This is a genomic window from Desulfobacula sp. (assembly GCF_021107415.1).
This window is the reverse complement of sequence record NZ_JAIOSW010000313.1, coordinates 1-3,993: the sequence shown is the minus strand read 5'-3', so window position 1 is coordinate 3,993 and position 3,993 is coordinate 1. Positions and strand designations below refer to the sequence as shown.

Genomic DNA, 3,993 nt, shown 5'->3' with positions numbered 1-3,993 from the left:
TCTGACCCGGGCCTGGGCTGCTGCAAGGGATGGGTTGCCAACAAGGGCAAGCTTTCCTGCGATTTTCAGATCCAGCACCTGGATTATATTCAAGTCAAGTAATTTTTGTTTAGCTCCTCACGCACTTTTGTTAGAGCTCATCCTCAGATTTATTGGATGGATAATCTATCTAACTATGCCATGTCAAGTGCTCAATAAATCAAGGAGTTATAGAAACTTATATTTTAGTACTGCCAAATATAGTAGTTTTGATAATATTTACCATATACGGCAATGTACGGAAGTTAGAGAATGTTATTGAGCGAGCTTTGAATAAGCAGGCCGGTAAGGTAAGTACAGGTAATGGTCAAGCACTCCAGATCAAGATAAGTTTCTGCATTGTCATGGTAAAGGAATCCAGCTTTTGCAGGCAGAAGTTCATCCTTGTCATTGAAATTAAGAATAATCGGGATCATTGGAAGCGCCCGGAACCTGACACTTAGATCATAGGATTTTGTTTCCATCATGGTCCCGCCTAATTTTCGGCATCGCATTTTAAGCGTTTCAAGTTCTCCTGAAAAAGTGGTTTCAATAATTTTGTTTGTATTTGCTGTAAAACTTGAAAATAACGGACCTGCATTTGCAAACTCCCTGAATGTCACCAATCTGTTGGAGCTTTTAGATATTTTTTCCGGGCACATTAATAAATATTTGCAAAGAACGACCTTTACGGCAAAGGTAAGTTCTTTTCCTGTAATATCCTTGAAATCATTCCGATCAAATACAATCTGCCGGTTGAAAAATTCAAACATAAATGATTGATTTTGTTTTTGAATACCCAGTATCTCCGCCTTTTTTGAAAAATCGAAATCCTTGATTTGTGGCAGGTAGTCATTATATGTTATATCAAATATCTTTGAGCTTTCCATATTAGATCACTTTTTTTCCAATTCCGTAAGCTTTTTTTGCAATGCATCGTATTCATCTTCATAGTCAAGAAGATCCATCATCACCGGGGGCTTGGTGGAATGTGCCGGCAGGCGGGACTTGGTCTCTATGATCAGATTTTCAAGTACCGCCATTCTCCTTTTTATGTCATCAATTTTATCTTGATCAATTTTATCCCTATCAACTTTTTTTGGCATATCAGTATTTTACTCCTGCTGCCTTAACAAATTCAGCGGTATGGGAATGACAGGGGGTAACCCCGTATACCATGCCGCAGGAAGGACATTGAGACTCCATATATTCCATTTGAAAAACTGCATCACAATTGGTGCAGTCTATTTCAAAAGAAGCGGCCACAGGACTTTTATTAAAGCCCATCATTCTGATTTTATCAACGATTTGTTTTCCTGATTCATGAGCACCGGAACATCCGTCATGCATAATTCATTCCTCCTGTTTTCATTTGTTTTATTAAAAAAAATAACAGAAAAACAGGAGGAATGAATTGATCTAAATCAAGAAAACTAAAATTCTTTTAAAAAATGAGTCACAATCGTTCCTCTTTTCCATCACTTGGCCAGAGTTAAATTGTGAAAATACCAATCTGCAGCACGGTCAAGCCCTTGTACCACTGAGAATTCCGGGTTGTAATCAATAAATTCACGGGCCTTTGAGATGTCGGCTAAAGAATGTTTCACATCTCCAGGTCTGAAGTCACGATAAGCGGGCTTAACTTCGATATAATTATCAACCAATCCTTTCACCCTTTCCTGAATATGGTCAAATAGTTCCGTCAAAGTCGTTCGCTCGCCAAAAGCTATATTGTAGACCTGGTTGAAAGACTCTTCCCTGGTAGCAGTGGCCGCCATGATATTGGCCTGAACACAATTATCAATATAACAAAAATCGCGACTGGTGGTGCCATCTCCATTGATAAAGATCTCTTCTTTGGCCATTAACCCGGCAAACCACTTGGGGATGACAGCCGCATAGGCTCCGTTGGGGTCCTGCCGCCGTCCAAAGATATTAAAATAACGAAGGCCAACCGGCTTAACACCATAACAGCGACTAAAGACATCAGCGTACAGCTCGTTCACATATTTTGTCACAGCATAGGGGGAAAGAGGCTTTCCGATTAGATCTTCCTTCTTTGGCAGGCCGGGATGATCCCCATAGGTGGAGCTTGAAGCTGCATAGACAAATTTTTTAACCTTCTGATCCCGAGCCGCCACTAGCATATTTAAATAACCCGTAAGATTATTGGCATTGGTCAACTGGGGATTTTCAAGGGAACGGGGGACTGAACCCAAGGCTGCCTGGTGCAGGACATACTCGGCATCACGACAAGCATCACGGCAAGTATCTTCATCCCGAATATCCCCTTTAGTAAGGGAAAACATGGCCCATTGCTCTTGTGTAACAATTTTTTTTACCTGATCTAAATTATGTTGATGACCAGTGGAAAAGTTATCAAGCCCCTTAACACGCTGATCACAAGCCAACAAGGTTTCCAAAAGATTAGAGCCAATAAATCCGGCGACACCAGTTATCAGCCATGTTTTCGGGGAAGCTGCCAACTCCTCTTTCACTTGGACATATGTTCGCATATCTACCTCTTATATAGTTATATTCTTGCAAAGTAATGGATGATAATACTCTATTTTCTTATAAAAATAAAACTCAAAAAGTATTGCTTATTTTCCAGATTGTTCAGTATCAAAGATAGGTTTATCCATCATTCCCTGGGTCATCATATAAAAAAAATAATCTCTTTTTGAAATCCTGTTCTCCCAGTGCCCGGCCATCCTGGCCATGGCAATGCCACCGGAGAACATGATCAAAAGAATCAACCCCACGCCGATACTTCCCATTGAGAACCTATTTTTAAAAAAAGAATATTTAAGAGCACCTTCTTCGGGACAAACATTCACACATTGCAAACATGTGCTGCATTCAGAGGAAAACGAGCTTTTTCCCTGTCTGATATTAATCAGTCCGGGACATATTTTTTCACATTTTCCGCAATTCGAACAATGGGACGGATTAAATTTTATCCTGCCCAGACTCAAAAAACTTAACACGCCTAAAATCGCTCCATAGGGGCATAGGTACCGGCACCAGAAATTCCGGATTAAAACAGAAAGCAGAATTAATCCCAGGATGACAAAAAAAGCGGTCATTGAAATTTGGGTAAAAAACTTAAACATTTTTATGTCAGCCAGAATATTGTATGGACTGTTAATAAATCTTTCAATAGCTTCCAGGGGCATCTTAAAAAAGATGGTCCAGATAAAAAAACCAGCAAGAAGATATTTAATACCGCGTAGTATTCTGTCCAGCCAGAGGGGGAGTCTGACCCCCTGCTTAAAGATTAGATAATGAACTTTTGATAGATACTCCGACAACAGACCAAACGGGCAGACCCAGGAGCAGAAACCTTTTTTGATAACAACGGCAGTTGCACAAATGATGAGAAAAAGAACAAGGCCTGAAGGATGTATCTCATTAATGATCCCGGTAAATACAAAATATTTCAAACTGACCAAAGCGCCGATTGGTAAAAACACCTCAACACCGGGCGGGCGGTCTACCAAGGGAAGCATCCCTTTCTCAAGCGCGCCTGCAAACTGACTGAATCTGAACCCGATAAAGCAGACAATGATCAGAAACAAAAACTGCACTCCTCTTCGGACTGCCTGGGAGCCCTTTTCTTCTTTAACCATTCTTAAAAATTCCATCCCGTGCCCTCCTTAAGATATGACTTAACTATTAGGATATATGTTCAAACTAAACCTTAATCAAGGTTTAACTCTTGCACGCTGCTGGCACGATCTGGACGTGACGGTCCAATGAGGGGATCAAGCAGCTTGACACCCTCTGTGCCACCCAGCTGCTGATCAAGGGACAGGTTCGCTGTAACCAGATTCTCCGTCCACGGGCATTCCTCCAGCAACTACTCGAAGCTGCGCAGGTTACCATGCCTGAGGTGCTCCCCAGCAAAGGAACCATTGTGACCACTAAGAAGAAGCTGACCTCTCGTCGCAAGAAACGGTAACCCATACGGGG

5 protein-coding genes are annotated in these 3,993 nt (G+C 41.4%); all 5 read right to left on the bottom strand.

Going from position 1 to position 3,993, the window contains the following annotated elements; all coding sequences use genetic code 11:
* Positions 1-284: 284 nt before the first annotated feature.
* The gene (locus tag K8S13_RS16160) at positions 285-908 is read right to left on the bottom strand and encodes a DUF3786 domain-containing protein (RefSeq protein WP_291464061.1); all 624 of its coding nucleotides are present in this window, start codon (positions 906-908) and stop codon (positions 285-287) included.
* Positions 909-914: 6 nt separating this feature from the next.
* A complete protein-coding gene (locus K8S13_RS16155; protein WP_291464059.1) occupies positions 915-1,124 on the bottom strand; it encodes a hypothetical protein in 210 nt (69 codons plus the stop codon).
* Between the two features lies 1 nt (position 1,125).
* On the bottom strand, positions 1,126-1,368 hold the full coding sequence (locus K8S13_RS16150; RefSeq protein ID WP_291464057.1) for a hypothetical protein: 243 nt from the start codon (positions 1,366-1,368) through the stop codon (positions 1,126-1,128).
* A 128-nt stretch (positions 1,369-1,496) separates the two neighbouring features.
* Entirely contained in the window at positions 1,497-2,534 is a 1,038-nt protein-coding gene (locus K8S13_RS16145; protein ID WP_291464055.1) for an NAD-dependent epimerase/dehydratase family protein, read from the bottom strand.
* 87 nt (positions 2,535-2,621) lie between these two features.
* The gene (locus K8S13_RS16140) at positions 2,622-3,665 is read right to left on the bottom strand and encodes a 4Fe-4S binding protein (protein WP_291464054.1); all 1,044 of its coding nucleotides are present in this window, start codon (positions 3,663-3,665) and stop codon (positions 2,622-2,624) included.
* Positions 3,666-3,993 lie beyond the last annotated feature (328 nt).